At 60.2% G+C, this 25,134-nt stretch carries 23 protein-coding genes; 10 read left to right on the forward strand and 13 right to left on the reverse strand.

The features are described 5' to 3' along the window. The first annotated feature begins 30 nt into the window (after positions 1-30). The 4 genes from BN3002_RS06735 to disA are packed head-to-tail and all read left to right on the forward strand — an operon-like array spanning position 31 to position 4,805. Positions 31-1,572, forward strand: coding sequence for a TrkH family potassium uptake protein (locus tag BN3002_RS06735; protein ID WP_082628574.1), 1,542 nt, complete (start codon positions 31-33; stop codon positions 1,570-1,572). Between the two features lie 40 nt (positions 1,573-1,612). Then, positions 1,613-2,281, forward strand: coding sequence for a potassium channel family protein (locus BN3002_RS06740; protein WP_058237217.1), 669 nt, complete (start codon positions 1,613-1,615; stop codon positions 2,279-2,281). A gap of 44 nt (positions 2,282-2,325) precedes the next feature. Next, positions 2,326-3,696, forward strand: a complete 1,371-nt coding sequence (gene radA / locus BN3002_RS06745) for a DNA repair protein RadA (protein ID WP_058237218.1) — start codon at positions 2,326-2,328, stop codon at positions 3,694-3,696. A 38-nt stretch (positions 3,697-3,734) separates the two neighbouring features. Next, complete coding sequence (gene disA / locus BN3002_RS06750) at positions 3,735-4,805, forward strand: DNA integrity scanning diadenylate cyclase DisA (protein WP_058237219.1); 1,071 nt, start codon at positions 3,735-3,737, stop codon at positions 4,803-4,805. Positions 4,806-4,823: 18 nt separating this feature from the next. On the opposite strand, the gene BN3002_RS06755 is transcribed toward disA, so the two are convergent. The 10 genes from BN3002_RS06755 to dacB all read right to left on the reverse strand — a co-directional run bounded on the left by BN3002_RS06755 (position 4,824) and on the right by dacB (position 16,085). Then, positions 4,824-5,537, reverse strand: a complete 714-nt coding sequence (locus BN3002_RS06755) for a hypothetical protein (RefSeq protein WP_257525553.1) — start codon at positions 5,535-5,537, stop codon at positions 4,824-4,826. A gap of 56 nt (positions 5,538-5,593) precedes the next feature. After that, positions 5,594-6,082: a DUF3180 domain-containing protein gene (locus BN3002_RS06760; RefSeq protein WP_058237221.1), complete on the reverse strand. Its 489-nt coding sequence runs from the start codon at positions 6,080-6,082 to the stop codon at positions 5,594-5,596. Beyond that, positions 6,079-8,178 (reverse strand): dihydroneopterin aldolase, encoded by a 2,100-nt coding sequence (gene folB / locus BN3002_RS06765; RefSeq protein WP_058237222.1) that lies wholly within the window; start codon positions 8,176-8,178, stop codon positions 6,079-6,081. Before folB ends, BN3002_RS06760 begins: the two co-directional genes overlap by 4 nt. Positions 8,179-8,186: 8 nt before the next feature. Continuing rightward, positions 8,187-9,011: a dihydropteroate synthase gene (folP, locus tag BN3002_RS06770; RefSeq protein ID WP_058237223.1), complete on the reverse strand. Its 825-nt coding sequence runs from the start codon at positions 9,009-9,011 to the stop codon at positions 8,187-8,189. Beyond that, positions 9,008-9,577 carry a GTP cyclohydrolase I FolE gene (folE, locus tag BN3002_RS06775; protein ID WP_058237224.1) on the reverse strand — a complete coding sequence of 190 codons (570 nt, stop codon included), beginning with the start codon at positions 9,575-9,577 and terminating at the stop codon, positions 9,008-9,010. Before folE ends, folP begins: the two co-directional genes overlap by 4 nt. Continuing rightward, on the reverse strand, positions 9,574-11,679 hold the full coding sequence (gene ftsH / locus BN3002_RS06780) for an ATP-dependent zinc metalloprotease FtsH (protein ID WP_058237225.1): 2,106 nt from the start codon (positions 11,677-11,679) through the stop codon (positions 9,574-9,576). The genes folE and ftsH overlap by 4 nt, the downstream gene beginning before the upstream one ends. Positions 11,680-11,733: 54 nt before the next feature. Next, positions 11,734-12,300, reverse strand: coding sequence for a hypoxanthine phosphoribosyltransferase (hpt, locus tag BN3002_RS06785; protein WP_058237226.1), 567 nt, complete (start codon positions 12,298-12,300; stop codon positions 11,734-11,736). A gap of 136 nt (positions 12,301-12,436) precedes the next feature. Then, positions 12,437-13,681, reverse strand: a complete 1,245-nt coding sequence (tilS, locus tag BN3002_RS06790; RefSeq protein ID WP_058237227.1) for a tRNA lysidine(34) synthetase TilS — start codon at positions 13,679-13,681, stop codon at positions 12,437-12,439. Beyond that, on the reverse strand, positions 13,671-14,558 hold the full coding sequence (locus BN3002_RS06795; protein ID WP_082628576.1) for a zinc-dependent metalloprotease: 888 nt from the start codon (positions 14,556-14,558) through the stop codon (positions 13,671-13,673). The genes tilS and BN3002_RS06795 overlap by 11 nt, the downstream gene beginning before the upstream one ends. A gap of 93 nt (positions 14,559-14,651) precedes the next feature. Beyond that, positions 14,652-16,085 carry a D-alanyl-D-alanine carboxypeptidase/D-alanyl-D-alanine endopeptidase gene (dacB, locus tag BN3002_RS06800; protein WP_058237229.1) on the reverse strand — a complete coding sequence of 478 codons (1,434 nt, stop codon included), beginning with the start codon at positions 16,083-16,085 and terminating at the stop codon, positions 14,652-14,654. Positions 16,086-16,258: 173 nt separating this feature from the next. Between dacB and BN3002_RS06805 the strand changes: the two genes are divergently transcribed. After that, a complete protein-coding gene (locus BN3002_RS06805) occupies positions 16,259-16,765 on the forward strand; it encodes an inorganic diphosphatase (protein ID WP_058237230.1) in 507 nt (168 codons plus the stop codon). 21 nt (positions 16,766-16,786) lie between these two features. On the opposite strand, the gene BN3002_RS06810 is transcribed toward BN3002_RS06805, so the two are convergent. Continuing rightward, positions 16,787-18,163, reverse strand: a complete 1,377-nt coding sequence (locus BN3002_RS06810; protein WP_257525560.1) for an NlpC/P60 family protein — start codon at positions 18,161-18,163, stop codon at positions 16,787-16,789. Positions 18,164-18,678: 515 nt separating this feature from the next. Here BN3002_RS06810 and BN3002_RS06815 point away from each other — a divergent pair. The 3 genes from BN3002_RS06815 to BN3002_RS06825 are packed head-to-tail and all read left to right on the forward strand — an operon-like array spanning position 18,679 to position 22,369. Next, entirely contained in the window at positions 18,679-20,049 is a 1,371-nt protein-coding gene (locus BN3002_RS06815) for an O-acetylhomoserine aminocarboxypropyltransferase/cysteine synthase family protein (RefSeq protein WP_058237231.1), read from the forward strand. 3 nt (positions 20,050-20,052) lie between these two features. Further along, positions 20,053-21,201, forward strand: a complete 1,149-nt coding sequence (gene metX, locus BN3002_RS06820) for a homoserine O-acetyltransferase MetX (RefSeq protein WP_082628577.1) — start codon at positions 20,053-20,055, stop codon at positions 21,199-21,201. A gap of 4 nt (positions 21,202-21,205) precedes the next feature. Beyond that, the gene (locus BN3002_RS06825) at positions 21,206-22,369 is read left to right on the forward strand and encodes an alpha/beta hydrolase (protein ID WP_257525561.1); all 1,164 of its coding nucleotides are present in this window, start codon (positions 21,206-21,208) and stop codon (positions 22,367-22,369) included. Between the two features lie 59 nt (positions 22,370-22,428). Here BN3002_RS06825 and BN3002_RS11420 read toward each other — a convergent pair whose 3' ends face one another. After that, a complete protein-coding gene (locus BN3002_RS11420; RefSeq protein ID WP_058237232.1) occupies positions 22,429-23,559 on the reverse strand; it encodes a hypothetical protein in 1,131 nt (376 codons plus the stop codon). A gap of 243 nt (positions 23,560-23,802) precedes the next feature. Here BN3002_RS11420 and BN3002_RS06835 point away from each other — a divergent pair, with 243 nt between their 5' ends. Beyond that, the gene (locus BN3002_RS06835) at positions 23,803-24,435 is read left to right on the forward strand and encodes a hypothetical protein (protein WP_058237233.1); all 633 of its coding nucleotides are present in this window, start codon (positions 23,803-23,805) and stop codon (positions 24,433-24,435) included. Between the two features lie 34 nt (positions 24,436-24,469). After that, complete coding sequence (mscL, locus tag BN3002_RS06840) at positions 24,470-24,883, forward strand: large conductance mechanosensitive channel protein MscL (RefSeq protein ID WP_058237234.1); 414 nt, start codon at positions 24,470-24,472, stop codon at positions 24,881-24,883. Between the two features lie 39 nt (positions 24,884-24,922). Here mscL and BN3002_RS06845 read toward each other — a convergent pair whose 3' ends face one another. After that, on the reverse strand, positions 24,923-25,132 hold the full coding sequence (locus tag BN3002_RS06845) for a hypothetical protein (protein ID WP_058237235.1): 210 nt from the start codon (positions 25,130-25,132) through the stop codon (positions 24,923-24,925). Between the last annotated feature and the right edge of the window lie 2 nt (positions 25,133-25,134).

A 25,134-nucleotide genomic window follows, 5' to 3' on the forward strand; every position in this document is an offset into this window, starting at 1 on the left:
GCCTCGGGTGATTTGCTTAAAGGAGTTGTCATGGTCCGTTCCTCGCGCCCGCACCGGCGCTCACTGAAACGGATCAACCGGCCGATCACCACTACATCACTCAGACGGCGACGCTCCCCTATCCAACCGGGTGAACCGCCGAGCCTTGAGTCATCATCAGCGGCACCCCTGGTTCGGCGTGTGGACGGCCCTCAACTCACGCTCTTGCGCAAATCAGGCTGGGACCACCTGCGCGAATGGGTTGAGCAGCGAGCGCGCACGTCACCGGCGCGCCTGGCGATCGCCGTGTTCGCCACGATCGCGATAATCATCACACTGCTGTTGCTTTTGCCATTTTCTTCTGCGACAGGGCGGCCCGCATCATTTGTGGACGTGTTGTTTACCGCAGTGTCGGCGGTGTGTGTCACAGGTCTGACAACGGTCGATACTGCAACGCAGTGGTCCTCTTTCGGGCAGGCCGTCATCGCCATCGGTATCGCGATCGGTGGCCTCGGCGTCATGACCCTGGCCTCCATCCTCGGCTTCGCCGTGTCGCGTCACCTGGGGCTCACGCAGCGCATGCTCGCCGCCATGGAAACAAAGTCGTCCGGTATGGGACAGGTCGGTTCCCTGCTGCGCGCAGTTGTGGGCACGTCGCTGATTGCCGAGGCAATCCTATTCGTCATATTTCTGCCACGTTTCCTGCAGCTGACGGACTCCGTGACAGGTGCAATCGGACACGCATTGTTTCTGTCGATCTCCGTATTCAATAACGCCGGATTCGTCAACATTCCAGGTGGTCTAGCACCCTTCGTGTCCGACTGGTGGATGCTGTTCCCCATCGCACTGGGCACGGCTGTAGGAGCGGTAGGTTTCCCCGTTGTCACCGATGTGGTCGCGCGGTGGCGCACGCCTCGCCGCTGGACGCTCCACACCAAATTGACCATCACGATGTACCTGCTGCTGCTGGTAGTCGGCTCAGTGCTGATGGCTCTGACGGAGTGGGGCAACCCGCAAACCCTGGGGCCGCTTGATACGAGTTCAAAGGTTCTCAATGTGTTCCTGGCGGGAGTCAATAGTCGCTCTTCAGGTCTGTCCGCCCTGAATGTGGGCGGTATGCAGCCTCAGACACACTTCGTCCAGGACATCCTCATGATGATCGGCGGCGGTTCGGCTTCAACTGCAGGCGGTATCAAGGTCTCCACATTTGCCGTCCTCATGCTGGCTGTCGTGGCAGAAGCTCGAGGCGATCACGATATTGAAGCGTACGGCCGCCGCATCCCGCACTCAGTGGTACGTCTCGCCGTTGCCGTGGCGCTCATCGGCTCAGCAATGGTGGCGACCGCAGTAATCATTTTGCTGTCCGTGACGAACTACTCCCTGGACGTCGTCCTCTTTGAGACGGTGTCCGCATTCGCCACGGTGGGTCTGTCCACTGGTATCACTCCAACCCTGCCGACTTTCGCCAAGTATGTGCTCACTATCCTCATGCTCGCCGGACGTATGGGCACGATGACGGTTGCTGCAGCTCTGGCACTGCGTGAACGACGCCGCGTGATCAGAATGCCGGCTGAGCGGCCCATCGTCGGATAGGTCTGCCCCGTTCCTCCCGACGCTGTGGGACAATACCCCTATGGCAGAAGAAAAACCGCTCGCGTCCGGCACGTTGGTGATCGGGCTGGGACGCTTCGGATCAGCCGTTGCCGCCACGTTGGATCGGCTCGGGCACGAAATTCTCGGTGTGGAAAAGGATCCACGACGCGTCCAGCAATTTGCGGGTCGTATCCCGCTGGTTGAAGCTGATGCGTCCAATGCGGAGGCGCTCGAACAGCTCGGCGCACGCGAGTTTGCGTCGGCAGTTGTCGGGATCGGCTCTTCGCTGGAAGCATCCGTGCTCATCACTGCCAACCTGGTTGATATTGAGATCCCCTCGATTTGGGCGAAAGCCATCTCACGTGAACACGGACGCATCCTCAAACGCATCGGCGCACACCACGTGGTCTACCCCGAATTTGATGCCGGTCAGCGCACTGCGCACCTGGTGGGTGGCCGCATGCTTGACTACATCGAAATGGATAAGCAGGGCTTCGCCATCATGAAGCTGCGGCCGCCTCAGGAAATTCAGGGATTCACCCTGGCAGAGCTGGATCTTCGCGCACAGTACGGCGTCAACATGCTCGGTGTGATGCGCCCCGGTAAGCCCTTCGAATACGCCGACTCGTCCACACGCATCAACCCGGAGGACATCATTATCGTGTCCGGCGATGCGATGCTGCTTGAGCACTTCGCCCACAGGCCCTGAGCGGTAGGTCTCCAGATGCACATGACGACCTTTATCGTGTGACCATGGCGAAAGACAAAACCACCTTCGAATGCACTGAGTGCGGATGGACGTCCCCGAAGTGGGTCGGTCAGTGTCGTCAGTGCCATGAGTGGGGCACACTGGAAGAAGCTGGCCGTCCCTCCGCGCTGCTGCCGGCTACCGCCACGCCTTCGCGTCAAGCTCAGCCCATTGTGCAGGTGGACGCTCACGCCGCTGACTGCCGATCGACAGGCGTCAGTGAGCTTGACCGTGTCCTTGGCGGTGGAATTGTCCCCGGTGCTGTGGTGTTGCTGGCCGGTGAACCTGGGGTAGGTAAATCGACGCTTTTGCTCGATGTTGCCTCACGCGCCGCCGAGCTGGCGCGGAGCAATGGTGACGGGCCGGTTCTGTACATCACGGGTGAAGAGTCCGCTTCCCAGGTGCGCAACCGCGCAGCCCGTATCGGCGCACTGGATGATGCCCTGCTGCTTGCTGACGAGGCTGACGTGGCCGTGATCGCCGGTCACGTTCAAGCGCAATCTCCTTCACTGCTGATTGTGGACTCCGTTCAGACGGCTTACTCACGCGATGAGCAGGGTGCGGCAGGCGGTGTCACGCAGGTTCGTGCGGTCACTGCGGCGCTGATCAGGCTGGCCAAGGAACGCAACATGCCTGTGCTGTTGGTCGGGCACGTCACCAAGGATGGCGGCATTGCCGGCCCACGCATTCTGGAGCACCTCGTTGATGTGGTCTGTCAGTTCGAGGGTGACCGGCACAATCGCCTGCGTCTGCTGCGCGCTGTGAAGAACCGCTACGGGCCGACCGATGAGGTCGGATGTTTTGAGCTGACCGATACGGGCATCCGCGGGCTTGCTGACCCGTCCGGCCTGTTCTTGTCATCGAACGGGCTGCATGTGCCCGGCTCGTGCTCCACGATCACGCTGGAGGGGCGCCGACCGATGCCATTGGAAGTGCAGGCGCTGGTCGCTGCGAGCGCGGGCGGATCGCCACGCAGGACAACCGCCGGAGTGGATCATTCCCGTGTCGCCATGATTCTGGCGGTTTTGCAGGCGCGCCTGGGGTTGGACACGTCGTCGGAAGATGTCTACGTGTCGACGGTAGGTGGCGCGAAAGCCAGCGAGCCTGCGGTCGATTTGGCGTGTGCACTGTCAATCGTGTCGGCCTACCGTGGCGAGCCGCTGAGGGATAACCTCGTCGTTTTCGGTGAGGTGGGTCTGACCGGTGAGGTACGCGCGTGCGTGGGAGTACAACGCAGATTGCAAGAGGCAGCGCGTCTGGGTTTGACGCACGCTGTTATCCCTGCGCGCGGAGCTGACGACGTTCGGCCCGTCGACGGTATCGAAATCTTTCCGGTCAGTGATCTAGCCACTGGCGTTCGTGTCGGACTGCCGTAAACTGCAGGTAGGGTGACTTGAAAGAAGGAAGGTGCGCGATGACATCCGATGAGGCGACGTTGCGTGGCGCGCTTCAGGCGATCGCTCCTGGCACCGCTTTGCGTGAGGGGCTGGATCGTATCCAGCGTTCACACACCGGTGCTCTCATTGTCATGGGGATGACTCCTGAGATTGAAGCGATGTGTTCGGGTGGTTTCGAACTCGATGTCGAGTTTTCCGCCTCGGCACTGCGCGAACTGTGCAAGATGGATGGCGCAGTGATTCTCGAGGCCGATTCATGGCGCATCAAGCGAGCCAACGTTCAGTTGCTTCCTGATCCGTCCATCCTCACCAATGAATCAGGTATGCGTCATCGCACTGCGCAACGCACCGCACGCCAGACTGGCGTGCCCGTGCTGTCACTGTCGGCATCCATGCGTCTGATCTCCATTTATGTCGGCGCACTGCACCACTCGGTCGACGAGCCGGAAACACTGTTGTCGCGAACAAATCTGGCTGTGGATACTCTGGACCGCTATTCGCAGCGCCTCGACGAGGTCCTGCAGACCCTGACGATTTTGGAGATGCGCGATTCTGCAACGGTGCGTGATGTTGCCACGGTGATGCAACGCATGGAGATGATCAGGCGCATCACCTCTGAAATCAACGGGTACCTTGAAGAGCTGGGCTCCAATGGGCGTCTCGTCGCCCTGCAGGTGGATGACCTGGTGCGCGGCTCTGCCTCTGAACGTGCATTGGTTTTGCGCGACTACATCCGGCACACGTCAGAAATTGCGCGCGCCGAATCACACCTGTCCACCCTGGAGGGTGACAAGCTGGTCGATCTGACTGCCATTGCAAACGTTCTGGGACTGCACGTTGCCGACATGTCTGACCTGGATAACGCCATTCAGCCGCGCGGCATACGCGCACTGTCGATGGTTCCCCATCTGCCGTGGAGCATCATTAAGGTGATCGCTTCTGAGTTCACATCGTTGTCAGAACTGCGCGAAGCAAGTATGGAAGATCTTCAACGCATTGAAGGCATTGGCCCGTATCGCGCTGGTCTGATCGTGGAGAATCTGGAACGTCAGCAGGCTATGGCACTGTCAGGAATCGTCGGCTGGTAGCACCAGGAACATCGGCACTTACTCATAGCGCACCTCGAACGTCAAGGGTGTCTTTGTCAGGACGCGACCTGCGAATGAGAGTCGCGCCGTGTACCCGCCGGCATCCGCGATATCTGCTTTCCCATCGGAGTCAGTGTCCACGGCCTGGCAGGATGCGTCGTAGATTCGACCATCCCAGGCTATGTGCCCCGTCCATGACTGATGAGGTCCGAACAGCAAAGGGACCTGCCCTGACTGGGATTCGCATGAGGTCGTGTCGTATACCGTGTACCCACCTGTGTCGACCAGCAGACCTGCCTGATCGAATGTCGTGAAGCACTGACGGTTGCTCTTGTTGGTGAACGTGACGTCGAACGAGGTGCCCTGCCCGATCAGGACTGGCGATGCGCCAAGCGCGATGGTGGCCTGAAATGACTGCGGGTCGCACACAGGCACACCGCCGACGGTGGCACCTGACTGTGAACCCTGGCCCGACTGTGCATATGTGTCGCCCGATTGCGCGCGTGCGGTCTGACCGGACTGCACCGCTGTTTGCACCTGCCCTGCCCGCCGGCTTTCCGGTCCGATCGCTCGAGAGATGAGCGTCACGAGGCCCGCGACAAGCGCCACAACGATCAGGAGCAACACCGTGGTCGAAATGATGCGGCGCGGCCACGGATTACGACGGCGACGCACAGATGACTTCATAAATACGACGCTACCGTTCCAGGCTCGATGGGAAGCCGGTGCCACGCCGGTTCGTCACTCATGAGCGTGCCTGCGCGGCGCTTGCAGTGCTCGGTGTGCGTCTACGCGGGGCTTGCCGACCGTGAGGCCTGCGACGGATTTGAATCGTCGTCATCTGACATGTCCACAACACACCAGCGTTCAACAATCAATGCGATCACAGTCAATACCAAGGCCGCCACTGCGGCGACCAGTGATCGCGTCACACACATCTGCATTGCGGGTGCGTCGATGCGCGCCAGGCACGGCAGAAGGATGCCAACAAAAATACCCACAGAACCTGACCCCACATATGCGCAGGAGCGGGCTGTGACGGCCACGCGAGCAGCGGTCAGTGCGTCGATCCTGTCACTCTTGCGTGCGCGCCACCGACGCACCAACACACCGTAGTAGCCCAGTAGTGCGGAGATCAGCAGATACAGGATCGCCAGGAAGTAGGACACCAGAAGGGGTGAGAGCCCACGTTGGATGAGCAGGGAGTTGACCACCGCACCACATACAGCCGAAACCACAGCGATAACGATGAGGTGAGCGACTGACACAGGTTTCATTGAGCCTGTCCCTCATCGCGCCTGATGACAGGGATATGCCCCGTCACCGTCGGTCGCACTGTTCGTCCACGCACCACCGAAGTGGTCGTTGTCTCATCGTCTGGCAGTGGCCCATGTGGGAACTGGTCAGCGATATGTGGATCGAGGATTGAACGGCGCCGCACGGGTGCCTCGTCCGCATCGTCGATAATGCGCGCCGGGGAGGAAGACTGGAAATTCCAGTCCGGCAGCGCAGGAACATGCGCCTTCCCGCGTCGGCTCGTACTCCGAGAGGCTGCGCCTCGTCTACCACGAGTATCACCCTCAGGCACAGGATCATCGGCGCCGGCATCAGGGTCAGATTCAGCGTCGGTGTGGGCGCGCTCCCCCTCGCCTGAGTTGTGCTCCGAACGCACAGGCACCCACCGTACAGAGCGGTGCCGAAGCAGGGATGAAGGGATCATGATCTCCGATGTGTCCGACATATCCTCACGCGTGGAGGCAACGGGTGGCTCCGGCAATTCGTATCCGCCCTGCTGCGACCCGGCCACTGGTTCGTCGGCGGCAAGCGGCTCATCGGCTGACTCGTTGATTGGCTGGTCGGCCGGCAGGTCGGCTGGCTCGTCGACTGGCGCTTCAGCGGGCACGTCGTCCTGCTCGCGCCTTGCTGCGTCACTGGGCGCAGGCGGCGTTGGTAAAGCGTCGGCTGACACGTCGGTGGGCACGTCGCTTGACGCTTGGGCAGGCGCTTCGGCCTGTTCATGGCGTTCAGAATTGTCGAGGGGCGAGCTTTGCCACTGTTTCCACAGATTGCGCCACAGGACATCCGTACCGGATTCGCTGGGACGCAGCCCGATCTTGGATTCCGGTGGCAACAGATCAAGTTTCGACAGCGGTTCATCCACCTGTGAGGCAAGGACACGATCCGATTCGTCCATGACGCTGGCTGGATCGTCCAACCAGTCTGTCACCGCATCGCGTATTCCGTTGCGATCCGGTGCAGCTAATGCGAGTTGAGCAACGGATGTGGCATTGCCGTGCGCATCCACCAGTTCTGCAAGCGGATCGGCCATATTCCAGGGAACAAGGACAAACGCGCGCTGATGTACGTATGGATGAGGCAGGGTCAGCGTGGGTGTATGGCACGTCGTGCCTTCCACGGTGACGATGTCGATGTCCACTGTGCGCGGCCCCCAGTGTTCGTGGCGCACTCTGCCCAACTCGGCTTCGAAGCCCTGGCACCGTAAGAGCAGCTCTTCAGCGTCGAGCGTCGTGCGTCCAAGCACAACGGCATTCCAGTAATCGCGCTGCGGGGCTGTCCCCTCGTCAATGACTGCCTGAGTACGCAGCAGCGGCGACACGTTATCAACTTCAAAACCGTCCAAGTCAATGAGCTTGCCGACGGCGGCGGCCAGCGTGACGGGCGCATTGCCTTCGTTGCCGCCCAAAGCAAGGACAACGTGACGAGCTTGCGCGGCATCATCCAGTCCGTGAGGCTGGTGAGTGGAGGTGCGACGCGGTGGCAGCACTATCGCGTAGTCCACTCTCCTGTCAGAGCTGCCGGCTGTCTTAGCCTCGCCCGGATGCTCACGTACCGCGGAGGCGTTGTCAGCTACCGGACGCTGCACCAACGATGCGGTCACCGGTGGCAGGGGCGGCAAGGTCGGACTGGATTTTTCGAGGGGGCCGCGAGCATCCTCAGCTTCATCAGCTCGCTGCAACGTTTCGACATGCAGCGGTGCCTCATCGCACGTGCCGCGGCGAATCGTGACAAGGACATCCGAGAATTGCTGGGCCAGCGGTGCCATCGGCTTATGGACGGTCACTTCCACGCCTTCGACGCGCGGATGCGCCAAAGCGGCATCGGCTACGCGCTGCGCCAGTGTTTCGAGCAGGGACACGGAAGGCCCGGACAAAACGGCGACTGCTTCTTCAGCTATGTCCGCGTAGGACACTGTCTGGTCGATGTCGTCGGAGTGGGCTGCTTCAGTGGTGTCTACCCACAGGGAGATGTCAACGTGGAAAGGCTGTTCTGATTCGCGTTCGGAGTCGAATACTCCGTGCCGTCCGGCTGCGCTCAAGCCTCGTAAGGTGATGATGTCCAGCTTCCGTGCCATCTCTCCTCCTAGCGGCAAGTGCTTCGAACCATCGTGGCATGATCGTCCACGTGATGCACGCGCACCGCCCACATATTCGCCTCAATCGCCTGACGCGTCACCTCAAGGGTAGCTGCGTCCGGCCCGTCTGGATGTGAGTGGGCAAGGAAACGCTTGCGCGACGCTCCGATGAGCACAGGATAGCCGGATTCGTTCAAGCGCTCCATATGGTCGACGATGAGCCATGATTGCTCGTTCGTCAATGAGAATCCTAAACCTGGATCGAAGATGATTCGCTCGGGTGCCACCCCTGCAGCCACAGCCTTGTCGATCTGTGCGCACGTTTCAGCGATAACGTCCTCGACCACATTGGTGTAGTCGAATGATTCACCAGTGGTACCCGGCAGGCCTCTCCAGTGCTGGACGATATACGCGCAGCCGGTGCTGGCCACAACGTCATTCATATCCGGGTCGAAACAGCCTCCCGACACGTCGTTGATAATGGCTGCCCCCGCCTCGCCGGCACGCCTGGCAGTTGCGGCGTGGAGTGTATCCACGGAGACAACGACCCCCTCGGCGGCCAAAGCAGTAATGACCGAGCCGATGCGGTCCCATTCTTCGTCAGCTGAGATGCGCTGAGAGTGCGGCCGTGTTGATTCTCCCCCCACGTCGATGAGGTCTGCGCCAGCGTTGAGCATAGCGTGTGCATGATCGAGAGCACGGTCGGTGTCGTTCCACTGGCCGCCATCTGAAAAAGAGTCGGGCGTGACGTTGAGGATCCCCATGACGAGGGTGCGGTCGCTCGGAAGTGTCATCCCATCTGGAAGTAAAGGAGTGCGCCCGGTTTCAGTCATGGCCGCCCCCTCATGACCAGCGCCATCATCTCTGAGCGGGTGGCGGCATTGTTCATGACGCCGCGCATCGCTGATGTCACGGTGGAGCAGCCCGGCTTGGAAACTCCGCGCATTGTCATACACATGTGTTCGGCCTCGAGGATGACGGTGACGCCCTGCGGGTGCAGGATCTCCACCATTGCGTCGGCAATTTGACTTGTCAGGCGTTCCTGCACCTGGGGTCGGCGTGCGTACCCCTCGACAAGGCGTGCCAGCTTCGACAATCCGGTGACTGTGCCGTCAGAGGGGATGTAGCCGACGTGGGCCTTGCCGTGGAAGGGCAGCAGGTGGTGCTCGCACAGTGAGAAGAACTCAATGTCACGGACGAGCACCATTTCATTCGTCCCGGTTGTGAAGGTCGTGCGCAAGTGCTCACGCGGATCTTCAGCCAGGCCGCCGACCAGTTCCCTAAAGGAGCGGCCCATGCGTGCAGGTGTGTCTTTCAACCCGTCACGCTCTGGGTCCTCCCCAATCGCCACCAGAAGGTCACGAATTGCCTGTTCGACACCAGCTTGGTCATACATCAGTGCTGCGTCCCCGCCTCTGGGCCGGCTGCTGGGCCCGTCGAGGGTGGTGCCACGGGTTCACCCGCAGTGGTCGACCCCGGCGTCGGGGTTGACGAGGCAGGCTCACCGTGAGTATCAGGGGCGAGGGTGGGAGCCTGCTGGGTGGGCGGCTCCTCGGTGTTCACGCCGATCGGATCACCAAAACGGGCACCTTCAATCGCAGCGTCCGCCTGGTAGTTCCAGACTTCTCGCTCCGGCTGCTTGATGACAGGTTCGAAGATCTGAGCCAGCTCCTTTTCGTTGAGAGTTTCCTCGTCGAGCAGGCGCTGCGCCAGGTCGTCAAGGACGTGACGGTTCTTCGTCAGGATCTGCCACGCTTCACGCGTCGCGTCATCCAGGAGCCGGCGCACTTCCTCGTCAATGATGCCCGCCAGTGTTTCGGACACGTCGCGTCCTTCACCTCGTCCCATCTCGCGACCCACGAACGGGTCCGTGTTGGACTGGCCGAGTTTGACCAGGCCGACACGATCCGACATGCCGTAATCCGTCACCATCGAACGCGCGGACTGCGTTGCCTTCTCAATGTCGTTGGCGGCACCTGTCGAGGGGTCACGGAATACCAACTCTTCAGCAACGCGGCCACCCATCGAGTACACGAGGTCGTCAAGCAGCTGGTTGCGTGTCTTGTTGAAACGGTCCTCAGTCGGCATCACCATCGTGTAGCCCAGTGCGCGTCCACGCGGCAGGATCGTCACCTTTGTCACCGGATCCGTATAGCGCAGTGCCGCCGCGCACAGCGCGTGGCCACCCTCATGGTAGGCAGTGACTGCCTTATCGTGATCATTCATCACTCGGGTGCGCTTTTGCGGGCCGGCGATGACGCGGTCAATGGCCTCGTCGATCGCGCGATTGTCAATGAGGTCCGCATTCGAGCGGGCCGTCAGCAATGCGGCCTCGTTGAGCACGTTCGCCAGGTCAGCGCCGGTGAAACCGGGGGTGCGTTTGGCGATCTGCTGCAGATCCACATCGTTCGTCATCGGCTTGCCGTGAGAGTGAACCTTCAGAATTGCAGCGCGGCCCTTCAGATCCGGTGCCTCCACTGCGATCTGGCGATCAAAACGCCCCGGACGCAGCAAGGCAGGGTCGAGGACGTCAGGTCGGTTCGTCGCGGCAATCAAGATGACGTTGGTGCGTTCATCGAAGCCGTCGAGCTCAACCAGCAGCTGGTTCAGCGTCTGCTCACGTTCATCGTTTCCACCGCCAATGCCAGAGCCGCGATGACGCCCAACTGCATCAATCTCGTCGACGAAAACGATGGCAGGAGCCGATTCTTTGGCTTTATCAAACAGGTCGCGCACACGCTTGGCACCCATGCCGACATACAGTTCCATGAACTCCGAGCCTGCAATGGAGAAGAACGGCACGTTGGCCTCGCCGGCAACTGCCTTGGCAAGCAGTGTCTTACCTGTTCCGGGAGGCCCGTACAGCATGACGCCACGCGGAATTTTCGCACCGACCTTATGGAACTTTTCTGGTGCGACCAGGAACTCACGGATCTCTTCAAGTTCCTCAACGGCTTCATCTTCACCGGCCACATCATCAAATGTGATATCAGGGCGTTCCTGGTTGATTTCGCGCACGCGGGACTGGCCGAAACTGCCCATCATGCGTGTGCCCATCATGCGTGATGCGAAGAACCAGATCAGAGCGAAAATCAGCAGGACCGGCAAGAAGAGCTGCAGCATCGTCATCCAGGCGCTGGGCTGCGGGTAGTACGCGTTCCATCCCTTCATCGGCTCCAGATCCTTCACCGTTGACAAGATGTCATCAGCCTGGGCGCGCACGTAGGTAAAGGAGATTTGGGTCCCGAGGTTGCGCTCGCGGTCCATCTCGTCCACTGCCTTGTGCGTGTACGGCTCGGACAACGTGAGGTTGACCTGCTGGGTCGAGTCATTGACCACGACGCGTTCAACAGTGTTGCCTTCAAGGATCTTCAGCCCTTCAGAGGTGTCAACAGTTGACGGTCCGAAAAGTCTTCCGAGCATGGAGGCAAGGATGATGACCGCGAGCACGGGGATGATCACGTACAGCCAGTTGATTTTCTTCTTTTTCTTTTCAGCCACTGCAGTTGCCTTTACCGAATATTCTTGTCAGTTCCGTGATGGTCGCGCGCGGCCTCAGTGCCGTTCGGTCCCGCCGTACACGTGAGGTGCGAGGGTGCCGACGAAGGGCAGGTGGCGGTAGCTTTCAGCAAAGTCGAGTCCGTATCCCACGACGAACTCGTTGGGAATATCGAATCCCACATATGTCACATCGACATCGACTTTCACCGCGTCCGGCTTGCGCAAAAGGGTTGCGATTTTCACCGAGGCCGCTCCTCGCGTCTCCAGGTTGTCCTTGAGCCACGACAGTGTCAGTCCAGAGTCGATGATGTCTTCAACGATGAGGACGTGACGGCCGTGAACATCAGTGTCGAGGTCTTTGAGGATCCGCACCACACCCGATGATCGAGTACCGGAACCGTATGACGACACTGCCATCCAGTCCATTTCGAGGGGGCAGTGAATCTTGCGTGACAGGTCCGCCATCACCATGATGGCGCCGCGCAGCACACCAACCATCAAGATCTCTTCGCCCTCATAGTCGGCGTCAATCTGCGCCGCCATTTCCTCGAGCCTGTCGCTGATCTGCTGCTCGGTTAAGAGAACCTTCTCGAGGTCTTCACCCATGTCTTGAGCGTCCACGCGCCTAGTCTTCCTCTCGGTTACACGACTAATAGTCCAAGAGTGCCACATTTCGCACCCAAGGTGACACTCAACGTGGGCAGTCTCGCTATCGGCTAACTTGCTGCACCACCCCAGCGGTGATGGCGATTCGCCTTCACTCGGCACGTTCCACGATCAGGCGTCGCATCGATCGACGAGGTCCGGACCGCTCCACCCTCGCGTGCCCACCCGGCACGTCGATACGGGTCCCGTGAGCGCCGCTAAGCGCCATCTCGTCAAGCTGCCTGACGTGGACAGAAGAGACGGAACCTGGTGAGTTCGACACCTGGGCCAGGAGTCGGTGCAGAACGCGCCTGCGGATAGGAGCTGCCAGGTCTGCCAGCTTGGTGCAGTCAACGATCCAGTGTCGCCCGCGGCCACGCGAAGCTTTGCCGCGAGCACTGTCATTGTCCTCTGACTGCTCACAGGCATCTACCTGCCCGCGTTCTGCACCCCGGACGCCCTCAGCTTCCGACGAGCGTCCGTCTCGAGCTCCCTCGCTTTCGCGCACACACGCATCGAACAGGTCGCCGGCCTGTGCGCTGAGATAGGCGTCATCTTCTCCGAGCATGTCGGCGCTTCGCGCAAGCGCCGGAATCGGATCAACTCCCAGCGCACGTTCCAGAGCAGGCAGTGCCCACTGGCGCACTGCAGCACGACGCAGCGCACTGCCATCAGATGCACGCCACGGCCCATCGACCGCATTGGTCGGATCATCGACCCACGCGAGCTTCAGATCCCGACACACCTGGTGAGTATCAGCGCGACGCTGATCAAGCAGGGGCCGCAGCCACGTGATCGCTACCCCACCACATTCCATCAGGTCACGCCTGCGCATAGCAGATAAAGAATGCGCACCCGATCCGCGGGCCAGGCGCAGCATTACTGTCTCGGCCTGGTCATCCATTGTGTGACCGAGAAGAATCGTCGCTGCTGTCGTGCCGCTTTCTCGTGCCCATTGCGTCGCATAGCGGACGAGGGCGTCCCGCCGCGCCGAACGTGCACGAGCCTCTGGTCCGCCTTCGCGATACGCCTCCATGTCAGCATCCATAATTGCCGGATGTGCGCCCACAGACTGCACCACGTCATACACATGGCGAGCCTCGTTGGAGGATTCAGGCCGAATGCGGTGATCAACGTAGACACCCGCTACCGGGATATTCCACCGTCTGCACAAATCGGTGGCGACTACCAACAAGGCCAGGGAGTCTGGTCCGCCGGATACTCCAACCACAACGGCGGTCGGGACGCCCTCGTTCATGATCTGCTGCAGGCAGCGGCGTGTAGCCAGCGACAATCGCCGGACGGCACCTGTCGGGGTCGAGCCAACCAGTTGTGAGGCGCGGGACTCACACGACACGGTCGCGCCACGATTCGTAGGAGACGAGCTCTTCGCGCGTGGGCATATGGGAGCGGTCAGACAACAGTGTGGCGACCTGACCATCGAGGACGACGTGGCGGGCGAAGGAGAACGCTCCCTGGCGTTCTGCCTCAATGGAACGCACGGATGCGCCCAGGCGCCGCAGCTCCATCAACCCAGTCATGCCGGCAGACTCAGGCGCATTGTTGCGGATCCAGCGTGCCGAGGAGATCTGGCGCGGAGAAATTTGTTCCATCTGCGCGCGCACGATCCCGTCCATCATCATGACCAATCGGGCCAGCTGCGCTGTGGACGAGGGGAACTTCGCGGCAGTGATTGACAGCTCGTCACGCAGCCAGGGTGCGGCTGAGAAGAGGATGCCCCACAGTCCGGCACGGATCGCTACCCATGAGCTGAAATCCTTGTGGTCGAGTGTGCCGCGCTGGGCGGCTTCAAGAACGGAGGGTGCGATGAAGATGCGTCGCTGTCCGAATGGGTCCCAAATTCCTTTCACGTGCGGCGCAACGGTGCGGAGCACGCCGATTTCGCTCAGGGTAGTCAGAGGCGATGCAAGGAAGGATCGCGATGAGGGGGCCTGGTCAGTCAGGTCCAGTCCGGTGGTAATAAACTGGTCAGTGATCTGGGAAATGATTTGGACGGCGGCGCGGCGATCCACGATCAGCACGGGCGCTGAGGCCACGTGCTCGGCAGCTTCGGGAAGGCTGGATAAGCCAGCAAGCAGGGGGTTGGTGCGTGAAATTGCTCTGCGTAGTCTGCCTACTGTTGCCGCTGCAGCTGAATGGCTGACGGTCGGGCCGGCCAGGGTCGCGCTGGACATGAGGCGCCCCAAGCGGTGCCATTGTGCTGTCCGATTCATGGTGTCATCCTACCGACCTGGCGGCGCGCTGGCTAAAAGGTGCGGCATGTGTGCCGGCTGCATGCAATTTTCCGACGAGGCGAGGCGTCAGAATCACTGAGCTCGAAGAGCGGCCAGGCCGGCTACGAAGTCGTCCAGAATCGGTCGAGTGGAGTACGCACCATCGTTTGGAACATTGTCGTGCCCGATGGCGAACAGAAGCTGACGACCATCAGCAGTGCTGACCGCTCCTGCCAGCGTGGACACAGTAGACAGGGATCCCGTTTTGGCTTGTAGGTTCCCGCCTGCCGGGGTGTCGGGGAAGCGTGCCCGAACAGTTCCTTCCAGTCCTCCCCACGGTAGGAATCGAATGACGTCACGCACCTGAGAGTTTTCGGAGGTCATACTCGCGTGGAGCGTGTCGACCAAAATGTGCCCCGTCAAGCGGTCGTTGCTCGACAGGCCGGAGCAGTCCTCAAGGGACAGGCCGGTTGTGTCAATTCCCATCGTGGCGATCGTATCGGACACCATCTGCGTTGACCCTGTATAGCTCGCGTCATATCCAGCCCGGCGCGCTGCGATTCTGCACAGTTGGTCGGCCAGCGTGTTGTCAGAGTCGTGCAGCATCGTGCGAATCTGCTGCCCGAGCGTCGCCGAATACACGACTGCCAGTTCATCGGACTTGCTTGCCTGAGCGGGTGCATCTGCTGTAGTGGTTCCCGACGACGCGGTGTCGGATGAGCTGACGGTTGGTGGCGGTGTGGAATCACCGTCAGATCCAAGTTCGACGGTAATTCCTTCGTCGCGTAGGTGCTCGGCGAACGTGGTGGCAACGTCCCGTCCAGGATCGAAGGTGGGATCAAATCGCGCATAGCCGTAGGCGCCGCGGTCGATCGCGAATGCGCCGACCTGACCTTCGTAGGAAGCCACTTCCTGCGTCGTCCACGCACTCAGGCGTGCCGGGCCGCCGAAAATGTCGTTGTTCCAGTTCAAGGTCACCGAGGTGACGCCGCGTTCCTTCAGGCCGTCTGCTGTCTGGCGAGCCAGGTCAGCCAGCCCTGCGTGGCCATCGATGGCGGTCGGGTCGCCCTCGTCAGAAGACAGCAGCAGGTCGCCCTCGCCCCACAAGTGCAGTGTTGTGTCGGTCAGGAAGGTTTCGGTGCGCAGGCGGGTGTTCGCATCGATGTGCGTCAGGATTGTCGTTGCGGTGAGGATTTTTGTTGTCGAGGCTGGCACGTGCACGCCCGTGCCGTCAGCGTCGAGCAGCACCTCCCCTGTCAGCGCATCCATCACCACTGCCCACGCTTTCCATTTGCCCTCCTGCGCGGCCTGCGCAACTGGTGACCACAAGGTCTGGATCTGCGCGGCGGTGGGAGCGGGAGCTGAGGCAGAATCGGTGATGTTCAGAGTCGATGACTGGCCATCAGACTGGCCGGTGGCATCGGGAATGTTCAGCCCCGACTGGGATGCCAGATCTGGTGGCGCGACGGCCTGAACAGGCGCGGAGATCGTCAGGAGGCCCGGCACGACATCGTAGACATCGCCCACTGCGTACGCCCCACACGCTAAAGTGCATAGTGAAGCGCATACAATCGCACCTATAGTTCGACGTTGCACGCGCGTCTCCTTCGCCTTGGGTGAGTCGGTCTCGACCCACGGCTCCACAGTAGTGGACAATGGCGGATGAGACAGATACGGCCACTCAGGAGGAACACAAATTGATGGAATTCGACGTGACGATTGAGATCCCGAAGGGCAATCGTAATAAATACGAGATTGATCACGAGACCGGTCGTATTCGTCTGGATCGCATGCTGTTCACGTCGACCCGCTATCCCGATGATTACGGTTTCATTGATGACACGCTCGGCGAGGACGGCGACCCTCTGGACGCATTGGTGTTGCTCGAAGAGCCCACATTCCCGGGATGCGTGATCCGCTGCCGCGCTTTGGGCATGTTCCGCATGCGCGACGAGAAGGGCGGCGACGATAAGGTTCTGTGTGTTCCAGCTTCCGATCAACGCGCGTCGTGGCGCACAGAAATTGAAGACGTGTCGGAATACCATCGTCTTGAAATTCAGCACTTCTTCGAGGTGTACAAGGACCTCGAACCCGGCAAGTCGGTCGAGGGCGCACACTGGGTGGGCCGTGAAGACGCCGAGGAGGAAATCCGTCGCTCCTACGCGCGAGCCAGACAAGCCGAAGCTGGCGAGCACGCGCACGAGTAGCGACTAGCTCACCAGGCAGTTTCAGAGGCGAACGACGTACGGCATCAGGGAACCGCTCCAGCCATAGATGCTGGTGACGCGCACCGTGGTGCCAGGATACGGCGCTTCGATCATCTGGTCGCCGCCAAGGGCGATCGCCACGTGGTAAATACCGCTTTGTGAACCGTCTCTGGACCAGAAGAGCAAATCGCCCGGTTGACGCTGGCTCAGCGGAATACGGGTGCCATATCCATACTGTGAGGCAGAGTAGTGTGGCAGGTACACGCCAGCCTGCCTCCACGCCAGCATGACCAGGCCGGAGCAGTCCACACCGGCGTATGATTCGCCAGCCCATACGTAGGGGACGCCCAGGAAGCTATACGCAGCGTTGACCGCTGTCTGCGCTCCGCCGCTGCCGCCGTAGGACGGTGCGGGTGCCGGATCAGGAGTCGGCACTGGGGTCGGCGTAGGAGTTGGCGTTGGGCGCGTCTCACGCGAAGGCGGAGTATACGTCTCTTCCTGTCGACCCTGAGTAGCCGCTTCCTCTTCCTGGCGCGCAGCCAAAGCCGCCAGGCGAGCTGATTCTTCTTCGGCCGCCTTGCGCGCTGCTTCCACGCGACGACGTTCCAGTTCGGCTTCACGCTGATTAATCAGCTCAACAGTGGTGTTTTCCTTGCGTGCCAGCTCAGCCACAAGTTCACTGCGGCGCGCTTCAGTGGCCTGCTGAGAAGCCAACGCCGAGTTGGCAGCATTTTGCGCAGCATCGGTGCGTTCCTGCACCTCGTTTGTCGCCTTTTGCTGACGCTGTTCGGCAGATTCAGCCGATTCCTTCATCACCGATGCTACTTTTTCGAGGGCGGCCACCCGTTGCATCTTCGTATCGGCATTATTGGCGAATGAATCGAGTGTCGTCTGTTTGAACTCAACGGAGCGCAATCCGTCGGCCTGCAAATATGCTGCAGCGGCATCAAGAGACGAACCTTCAGAGCGGTAGGCAGTCTGCGCTATAGCAGCCAGCTCCTGACGACCTTTGTCAAACTCAGCCTGAGCCTTATTCGCATCATCGCGAGCTTTATTTGCCGCAGCAGTTGCAGCATCAAGATCCAAGCGTGCTTTGTTGAGCTCTTCGCCGGCAATCTGCGCATTGCGCATGGCATCTGAAGCGCGCTGAGAGACCGCGGCCAATTCGACTTCGATCTGCCCCACTGACATCTTGGCGGCATCGGCTTCGGCACGCGCCTGGTTGATGTCATCTTGAGAGGGCGTGTCATCTGCATATGACGCCGGCATCGCAACGCCGGCACTGACAGCAAGCAAACCTGACATGAATAGAGCGGTCAGTGCGTATCGGCCAGATGCGCGACGCGGAGCCTTCTGGCCAAAGCGGCTCAACACCTTACCGTAAACCTGTCTTTTCACCTGATCCACCTAATGACACTCTGACTTTTCCCGCACGCTCCCCCACGCCATGTGGACATCGCGCACGACATATAGCACTTACGCTAGCCCATCGTCGAACACTTTGGCAACAATTTCACCATTTTTCACGTTATTCACATCAGTCACAGTTTTCACATTCGTCACACCAGACACATCCCCCTCGTTCATCTTCCGCACACCCCACCATCCACATCGTGGACACGCCTCTGACCTCATCTTGCATGATCACGATGAATCTCTTACTGTGATGGACATGTTCCAACGAATGCGAATGTCCAACTGACTGCACGCTCGTCACACGACCAGCTGTGCAGCACCGCCCTCATCTAGCGCGGGACGTTGGACGCTGCCATTCGTTTTCAAGTTTCAGATATCTGTTGATTGCGTCAAAGACTGACTTGTCGACAACTGGCTCACCAATTCACCACACCACAAGTGTGAGTCCAGCTCATCGCGCTCCCAAAGATTCTTGACACTATTAAAGGAGCACACTCATGTCTGACCGCACCGAAATCGAACGCACCTGGGCTTTTGAAACCCGCCAGATTCACGCCGGATGGGATCGCGATCCTCAAACGGGCGCAACCAGCCTCCCCATTGTTCACAGCTCATCTTTCGCCTTCGAGACACCCGAACAGGCAGCGAACCGCTTTGCGCTGCGCGAACTCGGCCCCATTTATTCCCGTCTGACGAACCCCACCAACGACGCCGTCGAAGCCCGTATCGCCTCGCTCGAAGGCGGCGTGGGAGCACTGTTGGTGTCCTCGGGCCAATCAGCTGCAGCTCTGGCTATTCTCAACATCGCTCAGGCAGGCAATAACGTCGTGGCGTCACCCTCGCTGTACGGCGGATCGATCATCCTGCTGAAGAACTCACTGGGACGTTTGGGAATTGAAACACGCTGGGTGGATGATCCCGCAGATCCGGCTCAGTGGGAAGCACTTGCCGATGACAGGACGGTCGCATTTTACGGCGAGACGATCCCGAACCCCAAGGGCGACATCCTCGATATCGAGCCAGTCGCGCAGGCAGCGCACCGAGTCGGAGTTCCGCTGATTGTGGACAACACGGTGGCCACGCCTTACCTCGTGCGACCACTGGAATGGGGCGCCGACATCGTGATCCATTCGGCCACGAAGTACTTCAGTGGGCACGGCACCTCAGTGGCAGGCGTCATCGTCGATGGCGGCACCTTCGACTTCGGATCAGACCCTGCCCGCTACCCCGACTTCAATGAACCCGACGCCAGCTACAACGGCATAGTCTTTGCGCGCGATCTCGGAAAAGACGGGCAGTTCGGCGTGAACCTGTCCTTCATTCTTCGAGCCCGCACCGTCGGACTGCGTGACTTCGGTTTCACGCTCTCCCCGCTCAACACGTTCCTGATTGAGCAGGGCATCCAGACACTGTCACTGCGAGTTGAACGCCACGTCGACAACGCGCTGACGATTGCCCGATACCTGGAGGCACACGCAGACGTGGAATCGGTCAACTACGCAGGCCTCGACGCTTCGCCCTACCACCAGTTGCAGCTCAAGTATGCGCCGAGGGGTGCCGGTGGCTTGCTCTCCTTCGTCATCAAAGGTGGCGCCGATGCGGGGCGCACCTTCGCTGAGTCACTCGAATTGATTCCCACCGTCGCCAACATCGGCGACGCAAAGACTCTGGTGATTCACCCAGCCTCGACCACGCACTCGCAACTCACGGAAGAGGAGCTGCGCAAGTCAGGAATCGAGGGCGGCACGATTCGCCTGTCCGTCGGCATTGAAAACGTCGACGACATCATCGCTGATCTGGAGCGAGGTTTCGCAGCTGCTGACGCGGTGAGCGGCGAGGGGTCGAGTGCACGAAAGACACAGGAGTGACACATGAGATCCAAACCGACATGCCCTGGCGGGCGGCACCTGTGCGATATTGGGCCGCTGCGTCTTGAAAACGGAGACGCACTGCCACAGGCACATCTGGCATACGAAACGTGGGGCACCCTGAATGCGGAGCGCTCCAACGCCGTGCTGGTCCTGCATGCACTGACCGGTGATTCTCACGTGACGTCCTCATTCCACGATCCGACACCAGGATGGTGGGAGGGCATCGTCGGGGAAGGATCTCCTATTGACACGCGCGAGCACTTCGTGGTCGCTGCAAATATCCTCGGAGGCTGCCATGGGTCCACCGGCCCCTCCTCCCCTGCTCCCGACGGCACACCGTGGGGGTCGCGTTTCCCTCTCATCTCCACTCGCGACCAGGTCCATGCCGAAGCGCGGCTGGCTGACGCACTGGGAATTGATCGCTGGTCACTCGTGATCGGCGCGTCGATGGGAGGTCACCGAGCGCTGGAGTGGGCCATCACCTACCCGCAACGCGTCGAACGCCTTATCGTCGTTGCCTCGGGTGCGCAGACAACTGCTGATCAGGCGGCATGGATTCACAGTCAGCTGGGCGCAATCCGCCTCGATCCCCTGTGGAAGGGAGGCGACTATTACGGTGGGCCGCCTCCCGCGCAGGGACTGGGGCTGGCCCGGCAGATTGCGCACACAACGTATCGCAGTGCGCCGGAGCTGCAGGAACGCTTCGGCAGGTTCCCGCAGCATGAAGAAGATGTGCTCGAGGGGGGCCGGCTGGCTATCCAGTCATACCTGGATCATCACGGTGCCAAGCTGGCCAACCGTTTCGATGCAGGCTCCTACGTCGCGCTATGCCACGCCATGTTGACGCATGACGTGGGGCGGGATCGTGGCGGTATTGCGCACGCGCTGCGTTCAGTGACGGCCCGCACGCTGGTGATTGCCGTTGATTCGGATCGTCTGTTCCATCCCAATGAGTTGTGGAACATTGCGGACAACGTGCGCGGTGCGTTCTATCGAGAGGTGCACTCCGACCACGGTCATGACGGTTTCCTGATTGAACGTGATCAGGTGGCACGACTGATCCGAGAATTCATTGATCGGTATCGCGGCGGGCATGAGGAATACGAGCCTGGCTCTGCATCAAACCGATGGGTCCAGTCGATACAGTAGGAGTGTGAGTGAGCATTTGAACGATCGCGATGAACTGACTGAACAGGACGAACCCGTAGTTCGGGATCCCCTGGCACCGTGGGGCACAGACGGGCCACCGCCATCGGGCCAGTGGCGCACTGACGTGCTGGGCGAAGGATTTGTGTCACGAACCATCGATCTTCTGCCCGACGATGAAGGCCCGGTTGTGGCAACGTTGGTGCGTCACGATCCAGAAAACGACCCGAACGCAGATGACCTGCGTTCAGTCGACCGGCCGATTATCCGCCTCGAGAACCCCGTGACAGTCCTGTACCTGCATGGCCGAAATGACTATTACTTCCAGCGGCACCTCGCACGCCATATTTCGGCGCTGGGCGGGCGCTTCTACGCACTGGACCTACGCAAGTACGGCAGATCACTGCGCCCGTGGCAAACAATTGGCTTCATCAGCGATATTGACGACTATGACGAGGACATGGGTGAGGCGCTCGACATTATCCGCGGCGAATGCCCTGACGGCCCGCTGATCGTGATGGGACATTCGACGGGCGGCCTGATCGCAACCTTATGGGCGTGGCGTCACCCCGGAGCGCTCGATGGACTGGTTCTGAATTCGCCGTGGCTGGAGATGCAGACGCTTGCAGTGGTGCGTTCGGCTGTCCAACCCGTCCTTGGTCGCATCGCTGCCCGCACTCCCCTGTGGGAAATTCCTGCATCAACAGGGCCGGATCATTATGGCCGTTCCCTCATGGAGGGCTGGTCGACTTCGGGTTTCGACCTGCCAGAAGAGCTGCGTGATTTTCCTGACGACGACCCTGCTTTCACAGGGTGGGACTACCTGCATGAATGGAAGCGCCCAGAAGGCTACCCGGTGTACGCTCAGTGGCTCGATGCCATCCTGGTGGGGCACGAGAAGATCGAGCATTCTGTCTCGATTGACTGCCCGATTCTGTCGATGATGTCCACGCACAGTTATTTTGACGAGAAGTGGAGCCCGGAAGTTTTCCGTTCTGACACGGTGCTCGATGCCGATGTGTTGGCTACGCGGTCAGCCCACCTGGGTTCTTTGGTGACAATCGCGCGCTTTGACGGGCGCCATGACCTGGTGTTGTCGGATCCTGATGTTCGTCAACGCGTCTGGTACACGATGGATTCCTGGCTGGAGTTCATGGCTCACGCACTGTAGCAGTGAACTGCGGCAGCACTGTCGGGCACACGTCAGGCGTTCCCTCGTTCGAGCGGCATTCAGCGAACGGCGCGAATTTCTGCGAGCGCTTCTGCCAGCGTCGGACCTTCAGCATTGTCGATATGCCAGGCGTGCCACCCGTCAATTCCACTCAGACCCAGACTTGCCAACGCATCTGTCGGGTCGGAGAACTCCGCTTCAGCCACGACGATCACGCCCTGTTCGGTCAGGTGGGCACGCTCCTCGCTGACCTGCGTATCTGTAGCCAGCTCAGTATCCAGTACCAGTGCGATCTGTTCGCCCACCATGTGCGCAACGAGTTCGAGCGCTTCATCGTCTGCGCTCACGGATACTGCTTCTGAAGTGTCGTCGCGGCGTTGCTGCGCGTGCCTGGCATGACGTCGCTCGGATCGAGACGGCAGATGCGGGGCGATAATGCTGATCGCGCCGGTTTCGGGATCCTCCTGAGCAGTGGCGTCATCAAAATCAGCACGCAGGTAATCCTCGTCCCCTTCTGATGGGTCCCACGAAGTCTCGCCGCGCGCGTACAGCCCATTGTCTGCCGAGGGGGCCGGGCCGATCGTGGCCTGCGACTGAGCGTCCGACACGAGGACATGCGGGACGTGCCCGTACAAGCGTGGCCCCACTGTCTGAACGTCCAGGAAAATGCGGCCAGATGACAGGGCCCGCATCGACAGTTCATGCACTTCCACACCTGAGGAGGCGAGCACATCCAGGGCGGGCCGCACCTGGTCGTCGATGGATCCGACCACCAGGATGAGGCGTGGGCCAGCTGAAATGGTGGGTGGCATGGAATCGCGGAACCGTAGCCATCCGGTCCGGAATGCTTCCACCCCGCCTGCATATTCGCGTGCCAGGTCAGTCCACGACAATGCTGCCGAGTCTGACAGTCGCGAAAGGGAGGCGATCAGCAGATCTGAATCCAGATGTGAGGTAACTTCCACGCACACCACTTGGCCGGTTGCGTCCAACGCAGTCAGGCGAGGGGTGCCGGCCGCGTCAGGATGGTGGGAGGTGTCTCGCCATGTAATCGGAAACAGTGGGCGCGAGACAATCTCCAATACCTGGTTGCGCACCGAGTCCAGCACATCCTCGCCTATCGGCCCCTGAACAGGATGGCCGAACTGTGCTGCCACCAGGCGCCCGTTTTCGACCTCAAACAGTGCCATTCAATGCCACCCCCGGTCCTCTGCTGCGTTCCGCTCGCCGCAGTGTTTCTTATGTCAGTCTACGGCAATCGTACAGTGATCTGCCTCGATCAACAGAACGGCCGCAGTGGCCCTGACAATGCGGCGGCATCCACAGGAGTGGGTCGAAACTGTGTTATCCACACTGTCGACGTGAATCTCACGCGATCCACAAGTGGAGCCACTGCGCTTTGGGCGAGTGCACACCCATGATGAGGTGACCGTATGGATGATCTGACACGAATCCGACGATGGAACTGGGCCGTCCGTATCACAGTAGCTGTGAGTATGTGTCTGGCCTTGTGCGGAACACTGATGTATCTGCGTCCGCCTCCCCCAGGGGTTGACGTCCTCGTCACGTCAGCCCGTCTGACATCTGGGATGGCGAGCAGTTCCGCAGTTCACACAGTCGCAGTGCCACCGGCTGCGGTGCCAGCAGATGCGCTGAGCGCTGACGCGGATATCCCGCCTCGATGGGTGGGTGCCGACATCGAGGCGGGGACGGTGCTGACTGAATCGAATGTGGCAGGATCTGCGGATTCTCGCGCTCTGGCAGATGACGAGGCTCAAGTCACGATCGAGCTGCCTGTCGATCAGCTGACTCGAGTGTCGGCTGGAGACACGGTGCAGCTGTGGGCATCTGACTCATTCTGCGCCGATGAACAGCGAAAATGCCCGGCGACCCTGCTTGCTGATGGTATCCGTATCGCCTCGATTTCCGACCATGATTCGGGGCCACTGGCCGATTCGCCCACCCAATCGGTATCGATCATCATGAAAGCAGACGAAACTGAGCGGATCGTCGGGCACGTTACCTCAGACATCATCACGCTCGTATTACGATCTCCTTCGGGGTAAGAATCCCCTTTGTCTATTTTTCAAGGAGACGATCATGATCCAGGGATTCAAGGAATTCATTTCCAGAGGCAACGTCGTCGACCTGGCAGTTGGTGTCATTATCGGCGCCGCGTTTTCACAGATTGTGACCGCCCTCGTTGATGGCGTGATCAATCCGCTGATTGGCGCCATCTTTGGCCAGCCGAACTTTGACGACGTCCTCAAGTTCACCATCGGCACGTCCGAGATCAAGCCAGGACTCGTTCTGACTGCCCTTGTCAACTTCCTGCTCATCGCATTCGCCATCTACTTCTGCATCGTGATGCCCATGAATAAGCTGGCAGAGCGTCGTCAGAAGAAGACCGAACAGAATGAAGCCGAAGAGCCTGCTTTGACCGATGAAGCAAAACTGCTTGTCGAAATTCGCGACCTGCTCTCCACCAATGGCTCAACGCCATCGGTACGCTAACCTCGCTTCTGTCCCTGGTGGCGGCCTGATGGCCATCACCTAGGAATCGGATCGTACCTGCCAATGCGGCGGGACATTGTCAAGAAGCCTGGCGTCATTTTCATGATCATTATGACGCTGGGCTCCTTCGCGTTCACGGTCACGTGAGGTTACTTTCTCGTCCCACGAGGGTGCCACGCCGTCATCGATCAGCCGCTGATCAGTCGGGCTGATGCGTATGACGCGCCGACGTCTGGAGTGCTCTGCCATCG

Origin of the sequence: Actinomyces ihuae, assembly GCF_001457875.1 — a bacterium.
GTDB lineage: Bacteria > Actinomycetota > Actinomycetes > Actinomycetales > Actinomycetaceae > Pauljensenia > Pauljensenia radingae_A.

Excerpts from the sequence above, each read along its gene's own strand:
- BN3002_RS06835 (WP_058237233.1), top strand. The coding sequence starts at position 23,803 with ATGGATGATCTGACACGAATCCGACGATGGAACTGGGCCGTCCGTATC.
- folB (WP_058237222.1), bottom strand. The coding sequence starts at position 8,178 with ATGGCACGGAAGCTGGACATCATCACCTTACGAGGCTTGAGCGCAGCC.
- mscL (WP_058237234.1), top strand. The coding sequence starts at position 24,470 with ATGATCCAGGGATTCAAGGAATTCATTTCCAGAGGCAACGTCGTCGAC.
- BN3002_RS06845 (WP_058237235.1), bottom strand. The coding sequence starts at position 25,132 with ATGGCAGAGCACTCCAGACGTCGGCGCGTCATACGCATCAGCCCGACT.
- BN3002_RS11420 (WP_058237232.1), bottom strand. The coding sequence starts at position 23,559 with ATGGCACTGTTTGAGGTCGAAAACGGGCGCCTGGTGGCAGCACAGTTC.
- BN3002_RS06815 (WP_058237231.1), top strand. The coding sequence starts at position 18,679 with ATGTCTGACCGCACCGAAATCGAACGCACCTGGGCTTTTGAAACCCGC.
- radA (WP_058237218.1), top strand. The coding sequence starts at position 2,326 with ATGGCGAAAGACAAAACCACCTTCGAATGCACTGAGTGCGGATGGACG.
- folP (WP_058237223.1), bottom strand. The coding sequence starts at position 9,011 with ATGACTGAAACCGGGCGCACTCCTTTACTTCCAGATGGGATGACACTT.
- disA (WP_058237219.1), top strand. The coding sequence starts at position 3,735 with ATGACATCCGATGAGGCGACGTTGCGTGGCGCGCTTCAGGCGATCGCT.
- BN3002_RS06735 (WP_082628574.1), top strand. The coding sequence starts at position 31 with ATGGTCCGTTCCTCGCGCCCGCACCGGCGCTCACTGAAACGGATCAAC.
- BN3002_RS06795 (WP_082628576.1), bottom strand. The coding sequence starts at position 14,558 with ATGAATCGGACAGCACAATGGCACCGCTTGGGGCGCCTCATGTCCAGC.
- BN3002_RS06805 (WP_058237230.1), top strand. The coding sequence starts at position 16,259 with ATGGAATTCGACGTGACGATTGAGATCCCGAAGGGCAATCGTAATAAA.
- BN3002_RS06740 (WP_058237217.1), top strand. The coding sequence starts at position 1,613 with ATGGCAGAAGAAAAACCGCTCGCGTCCGGCACGTTGGTGATCGGGCTG.
- BN3002_RS06760 (WP_058237221.1), bottom strand. The coding sequence starts at position 6,082 with ATGAAACCTGTGTCAGTCGCTCACCTCATCGTTATCGCTGTGGTTTCG.
- metX (WP_082628577.1), top strand. The coding sequence starts at position 20,053 with ATGAGATCCAAACCGACATGCCCTGGCGGGCGGCACCTGTGCGATATT.